General features: G+C 55.2%; 19 protein-coding genes and 4 tRNA genes. 15 read left to right on the forward strand and 8 right to left on the reverse strand.

Annotated elements, in window-relative coordinates; translation table 11 throughout:
* Positions 1-121: 121 nt before the first annotated feature.
* The 4 genes from ACSC94_RS03365 (at position 122) to ACSC94_RS03380 (ending at position 7,236) form a co-directional block, all read left to right on the forward strand.
* Complete coding sequence (locus ACSC94_RS03365; RefSeq protein ID WP_435641654.1) at positions 122-616, forward strand: hypothetical protein; 495 nt, start codon at positions 122-124, stop codon at positions 614-616.
* Positions 617-732: 116 nt separating this feature from the next.
* Positions 733-2,256, forward strand: a complete 1,524-nt coding sequence (locus tag ACSC94_RS03370; RefSeq protein ID WP_435641655.1) for an alanine/glycine:cation symporter family protein — start codon at positions 733-735, stop codon at positions 2,254-2,256.
* Between the two features lie 160 nt (positions 2,257-2,416).
* Positions 2,417-6,292, forward strand: a complete 3,876-nt coding sequence (locus ACSC94_RS03375; RefSeq protein WP_435641656.1) for a hypothetical protein — start codon at positions 2,417-2,419, stop codon at positions 6,290-6,292.
* Between the two features lie 32 nt (positions 6,293-6,324).
* Positions 6,325-7,236, forward strand: coding sequence for an EamA family transporter (locus ACSC94_RS03380; RefSeq protein WP_435641657.1), 912 nt, complete (start codon positions 6,325-6,327; stop codon positions 7,234-7,236).
* Here ACSC94_RS03380 and ACSC94_RS03385 read toward each other — a convergent pair.
* Positions 7,202-7,978 (reverse strand): glucosamine-6-phosphate deaminase, encoded by a 777-nt coding sequence (locus ACSC94_RS03385; RefSeq protein WP_435641658.1) that lies wholly within the window; start codon positions 7,976-7,978, stop codon positions 7,202-7,204. The two genes, ACSC94_RS03380 and ACSC94_RS03385, sit on opposite strands and share 35 nt — an antisense overlap.
* Positions 7,979-8,128: 150 nt before the next feature.
* Between ACSC94_RS03385 and ACSC94_RS03390 the strand changes: the two genes are divergently transcribed.
* Positions 8,129-9,067, forward strand: a complete 939-nt coding sequence (locus ACSC94_RS03390; RefSeq protein WP_435641659.1) for a TIGR01459 family HAD-type hydrolase — start codon at positions 8,129-8,131, stop codon at positions 9,065-9,067.
* Between the two features lie 35 nt (positions 9,068-9,102).
* On the opposite strand, the gene ACSC94_RS03395 is transcribed toward ACSC94_RS03390, so the two are convergent.
* Positions 9,103-10,074 (reverse strand): patatin-like phospholipase family protein, encoded by a 972-nt coding sequence (locus ACSC94_RS03395; protein WP_435641660.1) that lies wholly within the window; start codon positions 10,072-10,074, stop codon positions 9,103-9,105.
* Positions 10,075-10,236: 162 nt separating this feature from the next.
* Here ACSC94_RS03395 and ACSC94_RS03400 point away from each other — a divergent pair, with 162 nt between their 5' ends.
* From ACSC94_RS03400 to ACSC94_RS03445, 10 genes are all read left to right on the forward strand, one after another.
* Positions 10,237-10,509 (forward strand): hypothetical protein, encoded by a 273-nt coding sequence (locus ACSC94_RS03400; RefSeq protein ID WP_435641661.1) that lies wholly within the window; start codon positions 10,237-10,239, stop codon positions 10,507-10,509.
* Between the two features lie 11 nt (positions 10,510-10,520).
* Positions 10,521-12,293 carry an ABC transporter ATP-binding protein gene (locus ACSC94_RS03405; RefSeq protein WP_435641662.1) on the forward strand — a complete coding sequence of 591 codons (1,773 nt, stop codon included), beginning with the start codon at positions 10,521-10,523 and terminating at the stop codon, positions 12,291-12,293.
* Complete coding sequence (locus tag ACSC94_RS03410) at positions 12,293-13,135, forward strand: alpha/beta hydrolase (protein ID WP_435641663.1); 843 nt, start codon at positions 12,293-12,295, stop codon at positions 13,133-13,135. The genes ACSC94_RS03405 and ACSC94_RS03410 overlap by 1 nt, the downstream gene beginning before the upstream one ends.
* Positions 13,136-13,230: 95 nt before the next feature.
* Positions 13,231-13,698 carry a CBS domain-containing protein gene (locus ACSC94_RS03415; protein ID WP_435641664.1) on the forward strand — a complete coding sequence of 156 codons (468 nt, stop codon included), beginning with the start codon at positions 13,231-13,233 and terminating at the stop codon, positions 13,696-13,698.
* Between the two features lie 5 nt (positions 13,699-13,703).
* Positions 13,704-15,047 carry an SLC13 family permease gene (locus ACSC94_RS03420; RefSeq protein ID WP_435641665.1) on the forward strand — a complete coding sequence of 448 codons (1,344 nt, stop codon included), beginning with the start codon at positions 13,704-13,706 and terminating at the stop codon, positions 15,045-15,047.
* Between the two features lies 1 nt (position 15,048).
* Positions 15,049-15,540, forward strand: a complete 492-nt coding sequence (locus tag ACSC94_RS03425; protein WP_435641666.1) for a DUF192 domain-containing protein — start codon at positions 15,049-15,051, stop codon at positions 15,538-15,540.
* Between the two features lie 24 nt (positions 15,541-15,564).
* Positions 15,565-15,641: transfer RNA gene (locus ACSC94_RS03430), tRNA-Pro, on the forward strand.
* A gap of 168 nt (positions 15,642-15,809) precedes the next feature.
* Positions 15,810-16,067 (forward strand): GIY-YIG nuclease family protein, encoded by a 258-nt coding sequence (locus ACSC94_RS03435; RefSeq protein ID WP_435641667.1) that lies wholly within the window; start codon positions 15,810-15,812, stop codon positions 16,065-16,067.
* A gap of 19 nt (positions 16,068-16,086) precedes the next feature.
* Positions 16,087-16,395, forward strand: coding sequence for an ETC complex I subunit (locus tag ACSC94_RS03440; protein ID WP_435641668.1), 309 nt, complete (start codon positions 16,087-16,089; stop codon positions 16,393-16,395).
* A 14-nt stretch (positions 16,396-16,409) separates the two neighbouring features.
* Positions 16,410-16,486: transfer RNA gene (locus ACSC94_RS03445), tRNA-Arg, on the forward strand.
* Between the two features lie 488 nt (positions 16,487-16,974).
* Here ACSC94_RS03445 and ACSC94_RS03450 read toward each other — a convergent pair.
* The 6 genes from ACSC94_RS03450 to ACSC94_RS03475 form a co-directional block, all read right to left on the reverse strand.
* A complete protein-coding gene (locus ACSC94_RS03450) occupies positions 16,975-17,826 on the reverse strand; it encodes a sulfurtransferase (RefSeq protein WP_435641669.1) in 852 nt (283 codons plus the stop codon).
* Positions 17,823-18,995: an adenylate/guanylate cyclase domain-containing protein gene (locus ACSC94_RS03455; RefSeq protein ID WP_435641670.1), complete on the reverse strand. Its 1,173-nt coding sequence runs from the start codon at positions 18,993-18,995 to the stop codon at positions 17,823-17,825. Before ACSC94_RS03455 ends, ACSC94_RS03450 begins: the two co-directional genes overlap by 4 nt.
* Positions 18,996-19,084: 89 nt before the next feature.
* Positions 19,085-20,224 (reverse strand): chromate efflux transporter, encoded by a 1,140-nt coding sequence (gene chrA, locus ACSC94_RS03460; protein WP_435641671.1) that lies wholly within the window; start codon positions 20,222-20,224, stop codon positions 19,085-19,087.
* A gap of 45 nt (positions 20,225-20,269) precedes the next feature.
* A tRNA-Asn gene (locus tag ACSC94_RS03465) sits at positions 20,270-20,344 on the reverse strand.
* Positions 20,345-20,468: 124 nt separating this feature from the next.
* Positions 20,469-21,434 (reverse strand): magnesium/cobalt transporter CorA, encoded by a 966-nt coding sequence (gene corA, locus ACSC94_RS03470; protein ID WP_435641672.1) that lies wholly within the window; start codon positions 21,432-21,434, stop codon positions 20,469-20,471.
* Positions 21,435-21,501: 67 nt separating this feature from the next.
* A tRNA-Cys gene (locus ACSC94_RS03475) sits at positions 21,502-21,575 on the reverse strand.
* Between the last annotated feature and the right edge of the window lie 312 nt (positions 21,576-21,887).

Raw genomic sequence — 21,887 nt, forward strand, 5'->3', positions numbered from 1 at the left:
GTGTGTGTTGACATAATGCGTAGAGTATTCAGGGGTTTCCTTTCACAATCTCCTTGCCCATATCTATGGAATACCGTTAAAGACTCAGGTTAACGGTAACGGTTTAATGGATGGTGGGCGCATGCGCGTTTTTGGTTTTGGTGTGATGGTGTTTGCGGCCTTGATGTTGGCCATACCGATGGCGCAGGCCGCGGGTAAAAATTGCTACACGCAGGCGGAAGCCGAGGCCGAGCAGGCCATCCGGATTCACAGTGAATTGATGGTGATTGGCCTGAATTGCCAACACATGACCCCGGCGGGGCAGAAGAACCTGTACCAATCTTACCGCGAATTTACCGACAAAAACGTGGGCTTGTTCGCGGCGTATGAAACGACGTTGCTGAACTATTTCAAACGCACCGGTGCCCGCGATGCCGAGGCCGAGATCAATTCCCTGCGCACCGCCTTTGCGAATAAGATTTCGCTGGATGCGGCCAAAATGCGCCCGGATTTGTTCTGCAATCACTATATGCCGCGTATTCAAAAGGCATCGGTGATGGGCCGGAATGATATTCAGAAATGGGCTGCAACCTTCTTCCCGTCCCATCCGGTATCCCATCCGATTTGCGGAAAATAAGTTCCTTTCCCCTGTGAACAAAGTGGCCGGGTGGCTTGTTCCCGGCCCTTTCGTGCGCCTATCCTGTACGGATTAGGTCAAGTGATTCAATTTGATAAACAGGGAATTATAAGAAAATGACGGCACACGCCCCCTCCGGGATCGACAAAATGATCGACTCCGCTTTCGTTGGATTGGCCGATTTTTTTGATAAAACGCTCTTTTATGGGTTGAAATTCGACATTCCCGGCGCGGCTGGGGAAATTGTGACCAAGGAAGCACCGCTGATCCTGATCTGGCTGGTGATGGCGGGGGTGATCTTTACCCTGTATTTCCGTTTTGTGAATTTGCGCCTGTTCAAACACAGCTTTGACATTGTGGCTGGCAAATTTGAAGAGCCGGGGGCACCGGGCCAAACCAGTAATTTTCAGGCTTTGATGGCGTCGCTGGCTGGAACGGTCGGGCTGGGGAATATTGCCGGGGTGGCCGTGGCTGTGTCCGTCGGTGGGCCGGGGGCTGTGTTCTGGATGGTGGTGATGGGCTTCATCGGCATGTCCACGAAGTTTATCGAGGTCGCCGCCGGGGTGAAATATCGCCGCGTCTTTATCAACGAAGAGGGTAAAACCGATATTTCCGGCGGGCCGATGTATTACCTGCAGGATATTTTCAGCGCACGCGGCCTGCCCGCCGTGGGCAAGTTTCTGGCGATTGTGTTTGCCATTTTCTGCATCGGCGGTTCGCTGGGCGGCGGCAACATGTTTCAGGCCAACCAGACCTTCATTCAATTCGTGAACGCCACAGGCGGGCCGGAGACCAGCGTGTTGGCGGGGCAGGGATGGTTGTTCGGGCTGGGGCTGGCCATTCTGACCGGCATCGTGATTATCGGCGGTATCCGGTCCATTGCCAGCGTGTCGTCCCGTTTGGTGCCGTTGATGGCGGTGCTGTACGTGATCGCGGGATTGTTCGTTATCGCCATGAATTACCAGCATATTCCGGCGGCTTTGTGGTCGATTATCCATGATGCCTTTACCCCCGCGGCGGGGCTGGGGGCTGTGGTTGGCGGGTTGCTGATCGGGGTGCAGCGGGCATCGTTTTCGAACGAGGCGGGCTTGGGTTCTGCATCCATTATCCAAAGCACGGCGCGCACCAACGAGCCCATTCGCCAAGGTCTGGCGGGCATGATGGGGCCGTTTCTGGATACGATTGTGATTTGTTCCGTCACCGCCTTGGTCATTACCATTTCCGGCGTGTACGAAAGCGGACAGGGAATGCAGGGCATTACCCTGACCGCCAAGGCGTTTTCAACGGCCATTCCGTTTGCGGATCATTTCCTGGCGTTGTGCGTCTTCCTGTTCGCATTTTCGACCATGATCGGCTGGGGCTATCTGGGGGTCAAGGCGTCGACCTTTATCTTTGGCGAACACATCCTTGTTGAAAATGCGTTCAAGCTGATTTTCTGTGGGTTCATTATTATCGGTTGCGCCTCCGACCTCAGCAACGTGATCCGGTTTACGGACTCGCTGATCCTGTCCATGGCTATTCCGAACATCATTGGCCTGTACATCATGGCGCCGGAGATCAAGAAAGACCTGCAAGCCTATCTGGCCGCAGGGAAACATCGCCGCCTGAAGGGTGAAGGTGTGGTGCAGGCGGCAGAATAGCGCCTGTTTCCATATCCAATCCAAAATGCCGTGCATAAGTCGGGGGATGAAGGGGTAAAACCCTTGAAGATCCGCCCGCTTCTATGGCCCTATTGTCGCATTCCAAAAATTGATTGCCAGCACTGCGCTCACACGCAGGGGAATGCCAAAGGGGTTTCGCATGACTTTTTCGTCCAACGCACCGGAAGATCAAACCAAAACCAAAGCCACCGATGATGGCGATAGCGTTTTGAAAACACCGTCACTGGACGGTTTGCGCGCACGCCGCCCTGGCGAGTACAACATTCAATCCGGGTTGAAACGCCTGCGCATCACCGCGGCCCCGGATATCGACAATATTCCGGATGAAGATGACGACACCGCGACGGCGAACCCCAGCCTGTCGACCTCGTCTTTGTCTATGTCGTCCTCCGTATCCACGTCCGGCCTGTCCGTGCGGGCCAGCCGGAATGATGCCGAGCCGACCACAGCCACCGAAGAAGTGGATGAAGAACCCGTTTTGATGCTGTCCCCCATGAATGGCAGTTCCTTTGGCAACGACAACCCCTTCAAAACCCCGATGGCCGTGCGCATTGCACAGGTTACCGGTGTGTTTTTCAGTGTGTTCTGGATCGTTTTGACGCTGGTTTATGCCGTGGCGCAGGGCATTTCCCTCAGCCCGGATGTTCTGGGCCTGTATCTGGCGGGGGCGTTGGCGCCGGTCGTTCTGCTCTGGACGTTGATCAGCATGGTGTCGCGCGGCAATGAAATCCGCCGTTATTCCGAAGTTCTGCGCGGCGAATTGCAATCCATCATCTATCCGACGGAAGAGCGCGCGCGCAAAGTATCGCACGACATCGAAATCCTGACGAAACAAGCAACGGAACTGGCTGGGGCATCCCGTGCGGTGGTGAAATCCATCAACCGTGCGCGCCATGGCCTGCGCACTGAAGTGCGTGACTTCGTTGGCATTTCCAAGAAAACCGAATTCCACATTGATCGTCTGGCCGAAACGCTGCACGAACGGGCGGACAAACTGTTGGTCCTGACCGATGAAATCGAACAGCGCACCAATGGCATCAATGCCAAGACGAAAGAGGGTGCGGCGACGTGGGATGATGCCACGGCAAAAATCCTTGATCGCGCGTCGGAAATTGAAAACTCCATGGGTCGCGGTGCGGACAAAATTCTGGCCGCCGCCGATCAAGCCAAGGATAAAACCAAGGACATCGAAACGCACCTGAACGGCAGCTATGACGGGCTGAACAAAGCCGTGGATCAAGTGGCCGAGCGTTTGAAGGCTCTGTCCGCGCAATTCGATGGTCATACCAAGGGTCTGGCCACCGCCGCCGATCATGTATCGGATGAAACACGCCGTCTGGCCGGAACGATTGAAAGCCAGATCCAGTCACTGGAAGAAACCACCAGCCGCACGCTGGAATCCATGGCGAAATCCAGCCAGTCGATCGAAGATCACCGCAAGGAACTGGACCGTGGTGCGGAATCCGTCGCGGCACAGGCCGAGAAGATTGCATCGACCCTGTCCGGCGGTATCGATCGTCTGGATCAGGCCGCGGATGATCTGGTCTCCCGCACCAACACGCTGGAAACTCGTCTGGAAACACAGGCCGAAAAACTGCACGACACCGTGCGCGGTATTTCCACCGGCGCGGATGCGATTGAAGAAGCTGGTGTATCGGCGGCCAACAAGCTGTCCGAGGCCATGGGCACGGCATTGTCGGGGGCTGAATCCATCAGCGCCGCCGTTCGCCGTTCCATTGAATCGCTGGAAAAATCGACCCAGTCGGCGAAGGAACAAGCTGTATCCCTGATTGAATCCGCTGAATCCAGCATAGCGAAGCTGAACGATGCCGGGGCCGGAAATGTCGAACATGTCCGCGATATCGTCAGCATGCTGGAAAAGAGCCGCAACCAGATCGCCGAAGCCAGCGCGCTGGCCGACGAGCAAGTGCGTAAGCTTTCTGCGGCTGTTGAAGAACAAGCCGAAACCATCACCGTATCCACCGCCAGCATGGTGGACCGCATTGAATCCGTCCGCACGTCCTTGTCCGAACCGTTGAAGGACATGACCCATGCCGTGGCCGAAGCCGATGCGAAGCATGAAGAAATTGAAAGCACACTGCGCCGCCGTGTGTCGGATTTGAACGAAGCCAGCGACAAGGCGAAGGATAGCGCGGAACATATCCGCACCATCCTGCGCGGTCAGGCGCAGGAAATTTCCACACTGGCCGGCCAGATCGCAGGCAATGCCCGCACCATCAACGACCAGATGGCCCAGCAAAGCGACCAGTTGGGCGACAAAGTCCGCAAGGCGCTGGACGATGTGGACTCGGTCCGCAAGGCGCTGGAAACGCAAGCCTCGCGCCTGCACAGCCTGTCCGAAACGGCTGTATCCGACATTTCCGAACTGGAAGGCCAAGTGGCCGCCCGTTGCAAGGAAGTGGAAGCCGCTACAACCAGCGCATTCGGCACATTGGAGCTGATGGACGCTAGCATGGGTGACCATGTCCGCACGTTGAAAGACCGCGCGGAAATTGCCTCGGCCGCTGTGGTCAGTGTCCGTGAAGCGTTGGAAAAAACCGCAACCGGTTTTGAACCACTCTACACTAAAACAGTGGAGCAGGTTGGCGATATGCAGAAACGGTTCGAAGTTCTGCGCCAGACTTACGACGACAGCGCGACCAGCAACCTCGACAAGCTGAAACAGATTGGCATCGTCTTTGATGATCGTCTGCAATCCTTGCGCGGTGGCGCGGATCAGGCGGCAAAGATCCTGAAAATCTCCAGCGAAGATCTGCAGGAACGCGTGATGGATATTGAATCCGCCGCCCGTTCGGCCAGCGACAAGATGCGCGACATTCAAATGTCGCTGGGCGATCAGTCGTCCGACATCCACCTGATCACCGATCAGGCGTTGCTGAAGATTGAAAGCATCCAAAAAGCGATTAACGAGCAATTCCACGAATTGTCCGAAGCGGTGGGCCAGGCCCTGACCCGTATCGACACCGTGGGCGATGCGTTGGGCAAATCGGCGGAAACCGTCGATCTGGCCGCCGAACGCGCCGTGGCCCGTTATACGGAAGTGGGCGAAATGGCCCGTGCCGAAACGGAAGAACTGAACCAGGCCTCGGCCAAATCGGTCAAATTGACCGAAGTGCTGGTAACGCAGGTTCAGGCCGAAGCGGAAAAACTGCTGACATCGTCCCGCGATACGCTGGTCGAGCTGAAGAAGACCAGCGATGGTTTCGCACAGCGCAGCCGCGAAGTATCCGAACAGATGAAGGCGTCTTTGCAGACATCGCAATCCTATGGCGCCGAATTGCGCCAGCAGGTTTCGATTGTGGCCGAAGCCTCCGCCGAAGCCGGGGACAAGGTCAGCCGCGTCGTCTCCGACCTGAACAGCCGTTTGGACGATATTCGCACCGCCACCACCGATACGATGGTGAAGGTCGAAAAAGTCCGCGATGGCCTGTCGGTCGAATCCGATCGTTTGATTGCGGTTTCTTCCTCGGCCATCAAAGCCGCGGACGAAGCGGCCGATACGTTCAGCCGCCAATCCAATGCCCTGTTCAAAGCGGTGCAGGATGCGGCAGATCATGCCGAGAAAATCCGCACAATGGATGCCCGCATCCAGCGCGAAGCGTTCCTGTCAGCGGCAAAATTCATCGTGGAATCCCTGCATTCCCTGTCGGTGGATTTCACCCGCATGCTGGACGGCGAAGTGCCGGAAAAGACATGGAAAGCCTTCCAGAAGGGCGATGTCGGGGCCTTTACCCGCCGTCTGTCCCAGTTGGGCGACGAATTACCGATGGACAAATTGCGCGAAAAATTCGCAAGCGACAGCGAATTCCGTACCTATGTCCAACGCTTCCTGCGCCAGTTCGAAGACATGTTCGAACAGGCCAGCGCGAACGATCATGGCGACCTGTTGTCCTCGACCTTCGCATCCAGCGATCTGGGCCGCTTGTATGTCGTCCTGTGCGGTGCGGCTGGCCGTGACGCAAAACTGACCCGCGAAGATCGCCGGGTTGCGTAATATGAGTTAAAGGGCGAAGGGGCCCGGCTTTTATGAGTTGGGTTTTCTTCGCCTTTTTGCCGCCCTTTCTCTGGACGATGAACAATGTCATCGACCAGATGCTGGCCCGGGATTTGTTTCACCGCTCGGCCTTTTCCTTCCTGATTATTTCCGGGGCTTTGACCCTGCCAACCGCCATTTTCATGGCGGTGGCCCACCCGCAGGTTTTTGACATTCCGTGGGAAACTGTTTTGCTGCTGTTTGTGGGCGGGTTGTTCGGTTTTGCCGGGGCGTGGCCCTATGTCATGGCTATTCAGAATGATGATGCCGCCAGCGCGGTGCCCATCCTGCAAACCGTTCCGGTGTTCGTTTATTTGATGGGGTTTTTCCTGCTGGGGGAAACGCTGAATGCGGTCAAGCTGGCCGGGGGTGGGCTGGTTGTTGCCGGGGCGATGGTGTTTGCGTGGAATCCAGATACGCGGAAACTGCACGCGCGGACATTGATCCTGATGCTGATCAGCGCGCTGATCTGGGCGGCGTATGGTGTGTGGATCCGGTACTGGACCCAAGATTTGCACTGGGTGACGGTGATGTTCTGGATCTACGTCGCGTGGGTGATCTTTGGTGCCGTTGGGTTGGCGTCGGTGCGCGAAATTCGCAATGATGCGCGGCTGATCCTGAAATCCGGGAAATTTCTGACGGTTCTTCTCCCTCTGTTAATGCTCCAGCAGGTGATGCTGTGCCTTGCGGATCTGGCCACGGCCAAGGCGATGTCGATTGCGCCCACGGCGGTGCAGGTGTCGCTGTTCAACGGGTTACAGCCGGTCATTATCATGATTTTGTGCGGCATCTTCTACCGCTTCCGCCCGGATGTGTTTGAACCCATTCGCATGGGGCCGCGGCTGTATTACCGTTTGGTCTGTGTGGCGGTTATGTTTGCGGGGATGGTTCTGCTGCTGAAATAGCCGCCTGATCCGCGATAATCGTGACATTCCGCATCCGCCGTAACGCCGTGGCGGGCAGGGCGGTTGAAATCGGGTCGTGCAACATACGGTGCAGAATATCGGCCTTGTGTGACCCCTGCACCAGCAAGATGGTTTCCCGCGCCTGCATAATGTGGCCGAGGCCGAGCGTGTAGGCTGTATGCGGCACGTGATCAATTCCACCCCAATAGGCCGCATTAGCGGCCAGGCTATCCGCCGACAGGTGGATCAGGCGTGTCTGCGCATCAAACGCGCTGCCCGGTTCGTTAAACCCGATATGGCCGTTGGTGCCCAATCCCAAAACCGCAATATCAATGCCGGATTCATCCAGCAGCGCATCCATACGCGCGCATTCGGCGGATGGGCTGGGGGCGGCGCTGTTAAAAATTGTGCGGTGGGATGACGGGATGGACAGGGGCTTCAGAATATCGCGGTCCAGCCAGTTGGAAAATAACCGGCGATCATCCGGAGCCAGCCCCGCATAATCATCCAGCGCAACATAATGGAACCGGTCCCACAAATCGCGGCGGTGGGCGTGGTGCGCAATCAATTCACGGTACAGGCCCAGCGGGGTGGACCCGGTCGGCAAAACCACGCGGATCGGGCCGTTTTTGGCCGCTGCCCGGTCCTGCATTCGGTCCAGCGCCCCCATGAAAATATCCGCCGCCAAGGTGTGAAAGGCGGCATTGTTGGGGGCAATTTTGAGGGTCGGGGCCGTGTCCATTCCTCCTTTATGGCATTTAACGCATTGATTTTCAATAAGATTTTAGAATTTGCGTATTGTTCCGCCCCCGTATGCCGTGATAATCTTTTGGTAGGATTTATCGCCTATTCTTGATCCTAAGTTATTGACGCATAAGGGGCATCACACGTTATGGGCAAGACCAAATTCTGCCAGGGCATTTCGGATATTTCAGACAGCTATATGGCGTTCATCATCGACCAATGGGGCGTGCTGCATAATGGCGAGCGCGCTTATGATGGCGTGATCGATTGTTTGAAGGAACTTAAGGGCCGCAAGAAACAGATTATCATTCTGTCGAACTCCGGCCGCCGCGCCAGCGAGAATGCCGACAAGCTGAAAGAAATGGGCATTGGCCCCAGCCTGTATGATCAAATCGTCACGTCCGGCGAACTGACATGGCAGGGTCTGCACGACCAGAATGAAGGCGTGTTTGAAAATATCGGCACGAAATGTTTTCTGATCAGCCGTAACAATGATCGATCCATCATTGATGGTCTGCCTGAAATTGAATTGGTGCATGACATCGAAGAAGCGGACTTCCTGTTGATCAGCGGGTCCGATGCGCCGGAAAAAAATATGGTTGATCATTATGAACCGATTTTGAAGAAGGCCATTCGTCGCCGTTTAAAAGCGATTTGCGCCAACCCGGACAGTCGCATTCTGATCGGTGCCAATTCCGCCCTCGGCCCCGGCATGATTGCCCGCCGGTATGAAGATTTCGGCGGTGTCGTGCATTATATCGGCAAGCCGTTTAAGCCAATTTTCCAGCATTGCGTGAAATTGCTGCAGGAAAAACAAATTTACCCCGGTGAAACCGTGATGATCGGTGACACGATGGCGCATGATATTGTCGGCGCCGCAGCCATGAACATTGATACGTGTCTCGTCCGGGCCGGATTGCATCTGGGTGCGTTCAAACAAGCCCATACGCCATCCGAAGTGGACAAGGTTCTGAATGTTCTGGTTTTGCAATACCACAACGTGCGCCCGACTTATCTGGTCAACACGATGGTCTGGGGTAAGGCTTTGCCGGATCGAAAGCACAAGAAGCGTAAAGTGACCGCTTAAATTTTTTATCCCCGCTGCGGCGGGGATAATTTTTTTTAAGATGATTTCGGCGGGATCAGGATATTCACCGCCGCATGAATTTCATCCAGCGCCCGTTCGGCGGCCAATTCGCCCTCATGAATCATCTCACGCGCGCGTTCAAATTCCAGCATGCCAATATGCCCGATGCGCGGGCGGATATGCACATCTGGCGGGTCACCCGCCAGACGGGATCGCGTTAAACGGTCCTGAATAATCGTCAATGCGGATACCATCACGCCGAACAGGCTGGGGGCATTGGGTTCGCGGTTGAAAATGCGGCGGCCCAGCCCGGCGGCAAAGGGTTTTTGGTCTTCCGGATCGACATGCTCCGGGTTGAACACATCGAAACCCAGAACGCTTTGATATGATGTGCCCGGGCGGCGTGATTTGCCGATCATATCGGCGTTCAAATCCACGGCGATGGTCATGTGCGCGCCGTATGAATGCAGCGGCGATACCGGAACCGGGTTCAATAACGCGCCATCAACCAGCAAGCGATTGTCTAAATCCACGGGCGGAAACACACCGGGCAGGGCGAATGACGCGCGCATCGAATCCACCAGCGATCCACGGCGCAGCCAGACCTCGTGCCCCGTGGCCAGATCGGAGGCAACGCAAACCAGCGGGATGGGCAAATCCTCAATCATCATCTTACCGAAATGATCGTCCAGAATGGCATTCAAACGGTGCCCGCCAATGATCCCGGCGCTGCGCACCCGGAAATCCAGATAACGGAAAATTTTGCGGCGGTTCAGGGACAGGGCCCAATCTTCCAACTCAACCAGTTTCCCGGCCAGATACGCCCCGCCGACCAGCGCGCCAATGGATGTTCCGGCCACCAGACCGGGGCGAATACCATGGCGGGTCAGGGCCTTTAACACGCCGATATGCGCAAACCCCCGCGCCATCCCGCCACCCAGAGCCAGCCCGATCAACGGGACAGAGGATGGAGGTTGTTTTTGTGTTGAATCAGGGGCTTCCGGCACTTTTTATGGTCCTTTCAGGCTGGCGCAGCGCAGAAATTCATTGTATCACAATCACGCTATAAACAGACAAAGCGGGGGTAAAGGCGGGTTTTTCTTGCTGTGGCCGCGGTGGCGGCGTATGCAATTCATCCCGTTTTATGGATAAAAACAAGGAATTCAATCATGCGTTTTTCGCTGCTTTTCAGCATTCTGGCTCTGGCCGCACCGCAGGCTTTTGGTATTGCCCGGGTCACCATGGCGTTCCAGCGCGCCCAGGCCCAATGTGGTTCACAAGGCCCGTTAAAAACATGGCGTTCTTACCAAGACGACCATCCAAATAATCATGTAAAATATGACGCGCGTATGCGGGGCAATGCGGGTAAACTGCATTCCTTCGTTCCGCCCTGCCGCCCGTCGCGCAAAAAGGGTTACACGCAGCCGCGTAACTTTCACTAAGGACTGATGTTTTGACCACCACGCCCCAGCCGACTTCGCCGAAACGGGATTCAACCTATGTCATGGTGCGCCGTCTGGTGCGCGATTATGTGCGGCCGTATTTCGGTACGCTGGGGTGGGCGATCCTGTTCATGCTGATCGGTGCGGGGACGACGGCGGCGTTTGCCGGATTGATCGAACCCGTGATGGACCATGTGATGGTGGCCCAGAACAAGGGCATGATCCTGCCGCTGGCTGCGGGCATCCTGCTGTGCTTTTTCCTCAGCGGTATGGCCACCTACGGCCATTCTGTTTTGATGAACAAAGTGGGCCAATATATCCTGACCGATATTCAACGTGATTTGTTTGCGCGTTTTATGGGTATGGATCTGGCGTTCTTTCATTCCAACCCCAGCGGCCAATTGCTCTCGCGCATTATCAACGATGTCAGCGTGATGCGCGCGGCGGTGGCCGATGCGCTGACTGGGATCGGGAAAAGCTTCCTGACGCTGATTTTCCTGGTTGGCGTGATGTTTTATCAGGATTGGAAACTGTCCCTGATCGCCTTCACGGTGTTTCCGCTGGCGGCGGGCATGGTGGCCTATGTCGGGCGTCGCCTGCGCAAAGTGTCCGGGAATATTCAAAATGAAACGGCGGGTCTGTCCGACATGCTGTCGCAAATCTTCCTCGGCGTGCGTCAGGTGAAAGCCTACGGCATGGAAGGGTATGAATCCGAACGGGCCGGGCATGCGATTAAACGCGTGCGGAATTTGGTGATGAAATCGGTGCGGATCGGCAATCTGACCGTTCCGGTCAATGAAACGCTGATTGGTTTGGCTGTCTTCGGCATTATCGTCTACGGCGGCTATAAAATTGTCGACGGGCAAACGACCGTGGGGTCGTTGATGTCGTTTATTGCGGCCTTTGCGTTGGCGTATGAACCGATCAAGAAGCTGGCAAAACTGAACAACTCCCTGCAAATGGGGTTGGGCGCTACAGAACGCGTGTTCCAGATGATCGATATGAAACCCGCCATTCGCAATATGCCGAACGCGGTGGAATTGAACACGCGTATGCCGGAAATTCGTCTGGAAAACGTGGTGTTCCAGTACGAAGGTGGCGATGGCCCGGCCTTGCAGGGTGTGACCCTGATTATCCCACCGGGCAAGGTGACGGCCTTGGTTGGCCCGTCCGGCGGTGGTAAATCCACCATCATGAATTTGATCCCGCGTTTCTATGACGTGAACGAAGGCGCGGTCAGTGTGGATGGATATGATGTCCGCGAACTGACCATGGAATCTCTGCGCCGTCATATCGCGCTGGTGTCACAAGATATTACGATTTTTGACGATACGGCGATGGCCAACATTGCCTATGGCCTGCAAGGGGCGACGTTGGACGAGGTAAAGGCGGCGGCACGTGCGGCCGAGGCCGATACGTTTATCAGCGCACTACCCGAAGGGTACAACACCCGCCTTGGCGAAAACGGCGTGAAATTGTCCGGCGGCCAACGCCAGCGCATTGCCATTGCCCGCGCCATTTTACGCGATGCGCCGATTTTGTTGCTGGATGAGGCGACATCTGCACTGGACAATGAATCCGAACAGGCGATCCAGCGCACGCTGAATAAACTGCAAACCGGACGCACGACGCTGGTGATCGCCCACCGCCTGTCCACTGTGCAGAACGCGGACCAGATTGTCGTTTTGAAAGACGGTAAAATCGCGGAGCAGGGCAAGCATGATGATTTGCTGGCACAAGGTTTGATCTATGCCCGGATGTATCAGGCGGGATTGAAGGAATAATGATCGCCTTCCTCAAACGCTACACCGCAAAGGATTTTAAACGCATGGCTTTTGCGACTTTATGCGGCTATATCGCGCTTCTGGTTATCCTTTATGCCACACAGCGTAATTTCATCTACATTCCTGACCGCCATATGGAAGCGCCGGAATTTTATGGCGTTCAGGATTATCAGGTTGTTCCGGTGACAACCGATGACGGCCTGACATTATCCGGCTGGTACCATGCGCCATCATCACCGGATCGGCCTGTCATTGTCTATTTCCACGGCAATGGCGGATCGTTGATCCAGCGGACAGAGCGCGCCAATTTATATGCACAGGCCGGATATGGCGTGTTGTTCGGTGAATATCGCGGTTATGGCGGCAACCCCGGAAAACCCAGCCAAAACGGCTTGTTTTCCGATGCACGGGCCTATATCGACTGGCTCCGCGCGCGGGGTGTGGCCGAGAACAATATCATTTTGTACGGCGAATCTTTGGGGACTGGTGTCGCAACCTACGTTGCGGCGGAATATGCGACAGGGGTGCGCGGGCTGGTTCTGGAATCGCCGTATACATCGCTGAGCGATATTGGGCGGATACGGTTTTTCTTCGTTCCCATTGATCTGTTGATGAAGGATAAGTTTGATACGAAATCACGCATTGGATCGGTGAAAACGCCCATTCTTGTCCTGCACGGATCGCGCGATATGGTCGTCCCGTTCAAATATGGCGAGCGTGTTTTTGAAGTTGCGCCGCAGCCCAAATATTTCCACGAATTTCCCGAGGCCGGGCATAATGATTTGTACGCAAATGGTGCGTGGCCCGTGGTGCGTGGTTTTATAGACGCGCTGCCGCAATAAAACGTCATTGCCATAATTCCAATTCATCCGCTTTGGCTTGCCTCATATAGAGGCGAACGCGTACCATGTGCGTTGCTGACCAAGGGGGAATTCCAATGCCGTGTATGAAAGCCATGTTAACCGATGTTATCAGCGTCCGCCCGGATCAAACCGTGGCCGATGCGATCCATTCATTTGAGGATCAGCATTTGCGGTCCGTTCCAGTGGTGGATGCGGATGGAAAATTCCACGGCATGTTGAGTATTCACGACCTGATGAAATTCCTGATCCCGCCATCTTACTTTCTGGCGCATGTGCCATGGCATCTGGATTTCATTATGGGGGCGACGGAAGACAAAGCCCGCATTCTGGCCGATTTGGAAAAAAAGACGGTGCGTGAATTGATGAACGAAGAAATCGTCACGGCCAAACCCGACACGCCAATTTCCGAAGCCATCCGCCTGTTGTTCCAGAATGGCAGCCCGCTGCCCGTCGTGGACCAGAATAAAAAATTGGTTGGTCTGGTGTCGGAACAATCGGTTTTGCAGCATCTGAAAGACACTTTGCACGATAAAGGGGAGTAAGCCCGATGGTTGTCGATCACGCCGCCGTGCCCGAAGTGTTGTTCGGGATGAATCCGATGATGGTGTCCACCGCCATCCTTATTTTTGCCTATGCCTTTATCATTTCCGAAAAAATCAACCGCACCATCATTGCTTTGCTGGGTGGGGCGTTGATGATTTTTATGGGCGTGTTGAATCAGGATATGGCGATCAAGGGGGTGGATTTCAACACCATTGCCTTGCTGACCGGGATGATGGTGATTGTATCCATCACCGAAAAAACCGGTGTGTTTCAATATGTGGCGATTTTATCGGCCAAGGCCGTAAAAGCCAACCCGCGCGCGTTGCTGGCCGTCATGGGCATTATCACGGCGGTGTTTTCGGCATTGCTGGATAACGTGACGACGGTTTTGCTGACGGTTCCCATTACGTTGCTGTTGACCGATCAATTGAAAATCAATCCGTACCCGTTTTTGTTTGTACAAATTTTTTCTTCCAATATCGGTGGTACGGCCACGCTGATCGGGGACCCACCAAATATCATGATCGGGTCGCAGGTGGGCCTCAGCTTCATGGATTTCGTCAATAATGTCGGGCTTCCGGCGTTGGTGTGCCTGATCTTTATCATGGTGTTTTTTGATTTCTTCTGGGGCCGGAAAATGGTGGCGGCGGAATCCGCGCGCGCGGCCATTATGCGTTTCGTTCCGGTGGAAGCGATCGAGGATAAGGGGCTGTTGATCAAATCGCTGCTCGTTCTGGCGCTGGTTCTGGCCGGATTTATTCTGGGCCATGACCATGGGTTGATGCCGGGCACGGTGGCACTGGCCGGGGCGGCCTTGCTGATGCTGCTGCAATGTGCCGGGCTGAGTGCGGAAAAACAGTCGCACAAGGTGCATGAATCATTCCAGAGCGTGGAATGGGGCACCATTTTCTTCTTCATCGGCCTGTTCGTTCTGGTCTCTGGGGTTGAGGTGGCCGGGGTTTTGAACCTGATGGCGACCAAGCTTCTCGACATCACCAACAATGATTTGTTTATGGCCAGCATGATGGTTTTGTGGTCATCGGCGGTGTTGTCGGCGATTGTTGATAATATTCCGTTTGTGGCCACGATGATCCCGTTGATTAAATCGACCACGGCGGCCTTTGGCGGGCCGGACGCGGTGATGCCACTGTGGTGGAGCCTGTCGCTCGGCGCCTGTCTGGGCGGGAACGGATCGTTGATCGGGGCCAGTGCCAACGTGATGGTGGCGGGCTTTGCCGAACGGGCGGGGCACCGTATTTCATTCCTGAAATTCATGGCGCTGGCGTTCCCGCTGATGCTGGTGACGATTGCGATTTCAACGGTCTATGTCTGGTGGGCGTTTTTCTAGAATGATGAAATTTGTTTTGGTGGCCCTGATGGCTCTGGCCCTTCCCGCCGCGTCGGCGTGGGCGCAGCAGGACGTGCCCGTTGATTATTCATCCCCGCTGGTGATCGCCACGGCGGATGGGGCGCGCCACGAATTCATGGTCGAGGTGGTGGATTCCGGCCCCGCCCGGATACAAGGCCTGATGTTCCGCAATTCCATGCCGCCCAAGGCCGGAATGCTTTTCCTGTTCCCGGAAAGCACTGAACGTTCTTTCTGGATGAAAAACACGCTGATCCCGCTGGATATCGTTTTTATTCAGGGGAATGGGGTGATTCACCATATTCACGAAGGGGCCAAGCCGCTGGATTTGACCCCGATTCCGTCCAATGGCCCCGTGCCCGTGGTGCTGGAATTGAATGCGGGGACGGCCAAGGCTCTGGGGATTAAGGCCGGGGACCGGGTTCTGCACCCGGACGTGGCCAATTCGCTTGCTACAGACGCAGGAAACCAGTAAAACACCCCAGTCCGATGGGAATCACGGGGCGTAGCGCAGTCCGGTAGCGCGCCTGCTTTGGGAGCAGGATGCCGGGGGTTCAAATCCCTCCGCCCCGACCACCCTTCGCCCTTACGGGCTTCGGGTGGCTTACGCCTCGGAGCGTAAGCGGAGGGGCGCAAGCTGGCCGAAACCGTTTAGGCCGAAGGAGTGCCGCCCGAAGCTCCGCAGGAGCGAAGGGGGGCGATGAAGGGCCGAGAGCTGTCTAGCCTCTCGGTGTGTTGAGGAAGATGTATTACGTCTACCTGATCCAGAGCATAAATTCTCCCGAACAGCGCTATATTGGTTATACCAAAGACCTGCAATCACGCATGCGGGCGCATAATGCAGGTGAATCCTCGCATACGGCTAAATTTTGTCCTTGGGAATTGGTGGTTTATCATGCATTTAAAGATAAAGATGCCGCGCAGAAGTTTGAGCATTATTTGAAAACAGGGTCGGGTCAGGCATTCGCAAATAAGCGTTTTTGGTGTAAAACCGATGCGTAATTAAGGATGAGCGGGAATCATGAAAGTCACCATCTTCAAGCCAAGTCGTAATGTCATGCAAGCCGGGCTGGGTAAAACCAAGCTTTGGGTGCTGGAATACAATCCGGCGACGCCGCGTGGGCCGGAGCCGCTGATGGGCTGGACGGCCTCTGGTGACACGTTGAATCAGGTGCGCCTGACTTTTGCCAGCATGGACGAAGCCATTGCCTATGCGCAGAAAAAGGGCTGGGAATACGCCGTTCTGCCCGAGCATACCCGCCGCGTTGTTCCGCGTAACTATGTCGATAATTTCGCATATGTTCCGCCTGAAAAAAGCGCCAAAGCCTAAATTCCACTCAAGAAGCGCCCGTAGCTCAACTGGATAGAGCATCCGCCTTCTAAGCGGACGGTTGCAGGTTCGATTCCTGCCGGGCGCGCCATTTTCTGCCTAACCAATAGGGGTTTTATAACGGTGCATGATGATGCGCCGTTTTTGCTTTTTGGGCTGAATTTGGATTCCGCACAAAAAAAGGTCCGGAGAACCTTTTGGGAACTCCGGACAAACGGCGGTAATAGAGGGTGTGTAACTCTTTTGTAGCCCAATACCGGAACCGGTGCAACACAAAAAACACCAAAAGGCAGTTTTTTTCTGCCATATCCGAAACTATCTGCAGTAAATACAAATAAACGAGTAATAGTGTTTAAAAAATATAGTACTCGAATACATTTTTCTTATTCATCAAGTTAATGAAACTGGTGTTTTGAATATATAGATTGGCTGTTTTCTTTGTCTGAATTACTTGTATTCCAGTAAATACAGTAGAAAACGGTTCGGATGTGGGTGTGGGTGCGCCCCGATACTTGCCGTGCGGGGAAGAGGCTAGGCTAAACTTGTGAATAGGAAGTTAAAGCGGCGCGGGGGTGAAAATCAGCCCACAGAAATGGCGGAGTTCAGGGCTTTTTGTCCCCATTCACACCATGATCCGTCATAGACGGCCACGTCATTCCGGCCCATTTCATGCAGGGCGAGGGCCAGAACGCAGGCGGTGACGCCGCTGCCGCAGCTGGTGATGATTTGCTTTCCGGCTCCGGCGCGAATCATCTCTGCCGTGGCGGGATGATTGGGGATTAAGCGGGCTGTGCCGGGATCAATCATGTCCATAAAGAACAGGTTGCGGCTGTTGGGGATATGGCCCGATGTTAAATGCGGGCGCGGTTCGGCAACGGTGCCGGCAAAGCGGTCCGGGCTGCGGGCATCGAGGATCAAATATTCGTCAGGACGCGTGCGGGCGTCATCAACAGCGGCATGGTTGCAGACCAGATGCGGGCGATAGGCGGCGCGGAATGGCGTTGCGGCGGGTGTCGGTGTGGACGCCGGGCCAACATTCATGGGCAGGCCCATCGCCACCCACAGCGGCAATCCGCCATTCAATACGCGCACATTATCGTGCCCATACAGACGGAACATCCACCATACGCGCGCGGCGGCCATGGCGATGCCGCTTTGGTCGTAGATGACAATCTGGCTGTCATTCCGAATGCCCATGGCGGTGACGGCGGCGGCAAAATCATCCGCATCCGGCACCATATGGGGCAGCGGATTATCATGGTCCGCCACGTCATCAATATCAAAGAAAACGGCATTGCCGATGCGGGCCTGCGCATAAACGGGGTTCATCACGCCGTATGTCGCATCGACCAACACCAGATTGTCCGGGGCCTCGGCCAGCAAACGGGCCAGATCCTGTGGTTCAATCAAGGCGGAAGAGGGCGTGGTCATGCGGCGGCCGCGGTGGCGTTACGGTTTTGGCCGTTGATCGTGTAAACGGTAATGCCTTCGGTTTTGCCACGCACGGCCTGATGGCCCATGGCTTCCAACTGGGCTTGCCAGTTCTGGCTCAGGTCACGGAGCAGCGCATCCGACAGCAGAATTTTCGTGCCCAGTTCCTTGTTCATCTGTTCCAGACGGGCGGCGGTGTTGACTACGTCGCCATACACGCCGAGGAACAATTTTTCTTCGCCAATTTGTTGCAACACGACCGGGCCGGAATGGATGCCAATGCGGAAATCAGGCACGATTTTGTAAAGCTTGCGGTATTCATGGCGGCTGGAATCCAGTTGCGCGCGCAGGGCGATCACGGACATCAGCGCGCGGTCCGCCTGTTTACGGGGCCATAAAACCACCAGCCCGTCGCCCGTGTAATTGACGATATCGCCGCCATGGATACGGAAGATAGCGGTGGCATCGAAAATAAAGCGGGCAATCAAATCCATTGCTTCTTTCGGGGCCAACCGTTCGGCATTTGCGGATGATCCCACCATATCGAGGAACATGACAATGCGTTCGCGTTCCACCGGGTGGTGGTATGTCCCGGACAGGAATTGCACGAAGTGGTTCGGCCCAACCATGCCAATGATTTTCAGCAATCCAATCGAAATGGTCGGCACGGTCACGGCGATGGCCAGGAAATACATATAAAATTCCGTCGGCAGCCGTTCAACCAGCGGCATCAGGCCATAGATGAAAACGGTCAAGCCAAAGCTAGCCGACAAAGCGGCGCCCAGCATGATGATATACAGCCCCAGACGTTGGCTGGGCGATGCGCGGCGCAGCGACAGGCCGTGGATGGATTGCGTAATCTCAATATAAATCAACCAGCACAGGCCATAGAGCGCCCAGAACGTCAAATGCACCTTGTCATCCACGGGCAGGGACACATCGCTGAATTTCAAAATGCCGAACGCGGCCATGGCGGTGATAACAAAAACACTCAAGCGCGTGGCAAAGAAGAACAGGGCCGTCGCGCCAATCAACGCACATTCACCCCAGTAAATCAGCGCCAGCGACCCGACATGCAATTGGTCCATATAAAACGCACCCAGCGGAACCAGATTGAGCAGGATCAGCAGGGGGATCAGGAATTTCGGGCTGAGGAGGAATTTAGGCATTGGTGTGCTTTACAACTCGGTTGTCGTGTTCGTCCATCGGCCCCGCACACCGTTTTTATTATTATGGGGCCATTTATCACTGCAATCTATCATAGCGAAAGCCCAAACCCAAGGCATCCCGATACAATAAGCGTCACGGGAATAACCCATTTCCAACGAATCAGGCTGATGGCGGCCAGTGCGGCCAGAGCCAGCACGACGGGCACAGGGGCGGTCAGGGTTTGCAGGGCGATGGTGGCCGTTGTCACGGCAAACAACCCGATGACCGCGGCGGCAATCGCATGCAATCCGCCGTGCCAATGCGGGTTTTCGATGATTTTTTCCAGATGATTGTGCCCCAGCAGGGTAAAGGCAAAAGCAGGCAGGAAAATGCCCAGCGTGACCAGAATGGCCCCGCCAACCCCATCAACCAGATACCCCAGATAGGTGCCAAAAATCACCATCGGCGCGGGGATGATGCTGGACAGGGCGATGCCATCCACAAAATGCTGCATCGTAATGTTGGGGTACAAACCCACCATGCTGTTTTCCAGGAACGGAATGGTGGTATAGGCCCCGCCGAAGGAGAGCAGGCCAGCCTTCAACCCCTCAATAAACAATCCGCCATGACGCAGGGCGGACAAGGGAACGGTGGGGGATGCGAATGTTGTCGAGGCAATAAAGCCCGCAATAATAATCGCGCTGGCGATCAGCATGATAGGGCGGGGCCAGGCGTGATCCATGTAATGGATGGTCAGCGCCGCCGCAAACACGACCAGAAAATGCACGCCAGCAAAGGTCATCGCACACGAGGCCAGCGCAATAAACCACAGGATCGGCGCATCCAGCGTATGCCGCCCCATGCGATAGAGTGCGCGCACGATCAATGCAACAACCGCGGGCGCAACGCCCACAAAAACGGGCAGCAACACATCCGCCCCAAAACGCACATACAACGCCGACAGGATGAGCATGAAGATAAAGCCGGGCAGCATGAATCCCAACCCGGCCAACAACCCACCCAGCCGCCCCATGCGCACCATGCCCATATACACGCATAATTCATGCGCCTCTGGTCCGGGCAACGCCTGATACACGGCCAACGCGCGGCGGAATTTATCGGGCGCGATCCATTGTTCCCGATCCACCAACGCATGACGGATCATATCAATCTGCGCAACGGGGCCGCCCCAGGCGTTCAGGCCGAATTTCAGGAAGGTCCAAAACAGAGCGAGATAAGAGCGCATCATTATGTCTGCTGAATGTTTTGGGGGATGAAATGAAGAAAGAAGAAATGGCTCCCTGAGCAGGATTCGAACCTGCGACCAATCGATTAACAGTCGATTGCTCTACCGCTGAGCTATCAGGGAATGCTCATATGCGAACGGGTAGATGGATAGGATATTTTCCCGCGGACTTCCAGTCCTTTTTTACAAAAAATCAAATTATTAACAGTTTTCATATTCTTGGGCGGGTGCGGAGGGGCTGGAAAGCCTACAGCCATCGGCGGTGGCGGAAATAAAGGTAGGGTAAAATGGCCGACATCAGCATGGCGATCAGCGCGATGGGATAGCCGAAGGGCCAGTCCAGTTCCGGCATAAAGTGGAAGTTCATGCCATAGGTGGAGGCGATCAGGGTCGGCGGCAGGAAGATGACCGCCGCGACGGAGAAGAATTTGATGATCGTGTTCTGCTCAATATTGATCATGCCCAATGTGGCTTCCAACACGAAATTGATTTTGTTGGACAGGAAGGAGGCATGGTCGGTCAGGGCGCGAACATCCTGCTCCAGACTGGCGAGGCCGTGTTTCATCTCGGTGTTGAGGGTGTTTTTGTCGATATTGTAGGTGAGGAAGCTGATCACGCGGTCGAGGCTGAGCAGCGTTTCCTTGACCTTGGAATTCAAATCGCCCTTCTGGCCGATGATGCGCAAAACTTCGTTGAAATCGGTCTTTTTCTTGCCCGTGCCGTTGCGGAAAATTTCGTGCGAAATGCGTTCGATTTCATTGGCGACATTTTCCAGCGGATCGGACAGGCGGTCCACGATGGTTTCCAGCAAGCCAATCAAAACATCTTCGCCATTGCTGCAACGGGGCAGGGACCGCTGGGCGCGCGTGGAGAAGAGCTGGAACGCTTTCGGTTCGTGATCGCGCACGGTAATCAGCTTGTGGTTGGTCAGGATAAAGCTGACCGGGCTGAGCAAGGGTGCGGGTGTGTCTGTGCCAACGACCAAAGTGGCCGTCATGAACAGGGCGCCTTCGTCCTTGTACAGGCGGTTTGAAAGCTCGATGGCCTTCATGTCTTCTTTTGTGGGAACGTCGAGGACGAGGGCGTCTTCGACCAGTTTTTCCTCTGCCGCGTCCGGCTGCAGCATATCGACCCACAGCACCCCGTCATGCAGGGCATCGGCGAGGTCTTCTTTTTTAATCTTCTTATGATCTGCGGAATAAAATGACAGCATGCCCGTGATCTTATCCGATCCAAGGCGGTGTGCAATACGGGGACGTGTGGGGAATCTAACGCATCTTTGGAGGCACGAGCCGGAATCGAACCGGCGTACAAGGATTTGCAGTCCTCTGCCTAGCCACTCGGCCACCGCGCCACCCAAAGATATGCGTCAGGGCTAGGGATATGCCCGAAGTTCTGCGGGGCGTCAATGGTTGGTTTTCCGCGAAAGGCGATTTTGCGAAGGAGGGGCTTGACGGATTCATCCGGTGGCGTAGTTTATGCGGACATAAACTGATTGGTTTAGATTTTTGCTAATTCTGCATTATGTTAATACTGGTTCTGTTCACGGGCGTATTCAAAGCCATGTCGCAAATTGACACGCACGGTCGGGCAAGGCAGTGAAGGAGATGTGGAATACAAGTCAAAGTGGTTGCTGGCGTTATGTTTAACCTGTGGAAAACTGCTG

It is taken from the genome of Micavibrio aeruginosavorus, assembly GCF_051245535.1.
Taxonomy (GTDB): domain Bacteria; phylum Pseudomonadota; class Alphaproteobacteria; order Micavibrionales; family Micavibrionaceae; genus Micavibrio; species Micavibrio aeruginosavorus_D.

Bases quoted from the DNA above. Each gene is read 5' to 3' on its own strand.
- ACSC94_RS03435 (WP_435641667.1), top strand. From the start codon at position 15,810: ATGTATTACGTCTACCTGATCCAGAGCATAAATTCTCCCGAACAGCGC.
- ACSC94_RS03370 (WP_435641655.1), top strand. From the start codon at position 733: ATGACGGCACACGCCCCCTCCGGGATCGACAAAATGATCGACTCCGCT.
- ACSC94_RS03415 (WP_435641664.1), top strand. From the start codon at position 13,231: ATGCCGTGTATGAAAGCCATGTTAACCGATGTTATCAGCGTCCGCCCG.
- ACSC94_RS03450 (WP_435641669.1), bottom strand. From the start codon at position 17,826: ATGACCACGCCCTCTTCCGCCTTGATTGAACCACAGGATCTGGCCCGT.
- corA (WP_435641672.1), bottom strand. From the start codon at position 21,434: ATGCTGTCATTTTATTCCGCAGATCATAAGAAGATTAAAAAAGAAGAC.
- ACSC94_RS03385 (WP_435641658.1), bottom strand. From the start codon at position 7,978: ATGGACACGGCCCCGACCCTCAAAATTGCCCCCAACAATGCCGCCTTT.
- ACSC94_RS03375 (WP_435641656.1), top strand. From the start codon at position 2,417: ATGACTTTTTCGTCCAACGCACCGGAAGATCAAACCAAAACCAAAGCC.
- ACSC94_RS03380 (WP_435641657.1), top strand. From the start codon at position 6,325: ATGAGTTGGGTTTTCTTCGCCTTTTTGCCGCCCTTTCTCTGGACGATG.
- ACSC94_RS03425 (WP_435641666.1), top strand. From the start codon at position 15,049: ATGATGAAATTTGTTTTGGTGGCCCTGATGGCTCTGGCCCTTCCCGCC.
- ACSC94_RS03440 (WP_435641668.1), top strand. From the start codon at position 16,087: ATGAAAGTCACCATCTTCAAGCCAAGTCGTAATGTCATGCAAGCCGGG.
- ACSC94_RS03390 (WP_435641659.1), top strand. From the start codon at position 8,129: ATGGGCAAGACCAAATTCTGCCAGGGCATTTCGGATATTTCAGACAGC.
- ACSC94_RS03365 (WP_435641654.1), top strand. From the start codon at position 122: ATGCGCGTTTTTGGTTTTGGTGTGATGGTGTTTGCGGCCTTGATGTTG.
- chrA (WP_435641671.1), bottom strand. From the start codon at position 20,224: ATGATGCGCTCTTATCTCGCTCTGTTTTGGACCTTCCTGAAATTCGGC.
- ACSC94_RS03410 (WP_435641663.1), top strand. From the start codon at position 12,293: ATGATCGCCTTCCTCAAACGCTACACCGCAAAGGATTTTAAACGCATG.
- ACSC94_RS03420 (WP_435641665.1), top strand. From the start codon at position 13,704: ATGGTTGTCGATCACGCCGCCGTGCCCGAAGTGTTGTTCGGGATGAAT.
- ACSC94_RS03455 (WP_435641670.1), bottom strand. From the start codon at position 18,995: ATGCCTAAATTCCTCCTCAGCCCGAAATTCCTGATCCCCCTGCTGATC.
- ACSC94_RS03400 (WP_435641661.1), top strand. From the start codon at position 10,237: ATGCGTTTTTCGCTGCTTTTCAGCATTCTGGCTCTGGCCGCACCGCAG.